Source organism: Flavobacterium sp. AK-301, assembly GCF_058310215.1.
In genome coordinates, this window is the sequence record NZ_JBZEES010000042.1 from 1 (window position 1) to 790 (window position 790).

Below are 790 nucleotides of genomic sequence, written 5' to 3' on the forward strand. Positions count from 1 at the left end.
TTAGCTTATGAAACGTCCACTATTCAATCAGAGGGTGTAACCGGATTGACGGCTATGCTTTTTGGGGGTTCTCTTAACAAGGGTTCCGGCGATCTGATATTTCTTGTTTCAGGAACTCCTTCTGCCAAAGGTGAGGCTAAATTTCCTTTGAGTATAGCAGGGGTAACCTGTGAGTTTATTATTCCCGTGAAGGATTATTCAGAGATTGAAGCTCCGGCTACAACTAATCTTGCTTGTGATCAAAATACTCAATTAAACTATGATACATTAAAAGGTGAACACATAATAAACGGAGAAAAAGTAACGGCTACTTATACTTTTACAAATGTAATTAGAATTGATAATAGTTATGCTAGTTGTGATGTGACTATAGCAGCTGGAAGTTTCCATTTAGCGGCTAATAATAAGCCCAGCACTCTTACCATTACTTTTTCCCGTCCTGTAATGAATGTAGGAATTGTTTTTAGAGGTGCACAGAGTGGTGAAGTGTTCACCTTTACGACAAATGCAAATGGAAAGCAACCCATTCAACTAAAAAGAAATAGTTCTTGCGAAGACAATATCAGTATAATTGATAATAAAATAAGTTTTCTAGGCAAGGATGCTCTAGGAGGAAATATTACTGTAGGAGGAGGATGGTTTACAGAGTTAAAACTTGAACATAATGGATTATTATACGGTTCATTATTTAATTTTTGTTTAAATAATGCCAGTGCTCTGTAAATAATAAAAAAATTAATTTATATATTTTAAACCGTAAGTTCTAAACCTGCGGTTTTTTTATTCTTTT

1 protein-coding gene is annotated in these 790 nt (G+C 34.6%); it reads left to right on the forward strand.

What is annotated here, in order from left to right; translation table 11 throughout:
- Positions 1-723: hypothetical protein (locus AC4FQX_RS15160; RefSeq protein WP_491168560.1), on the forward strand; the 723-nt coding region annotated here is incomplete at its 5' end.
- Between the last annotated feature and the right edge of the window lie 67 nt (positions 724-790).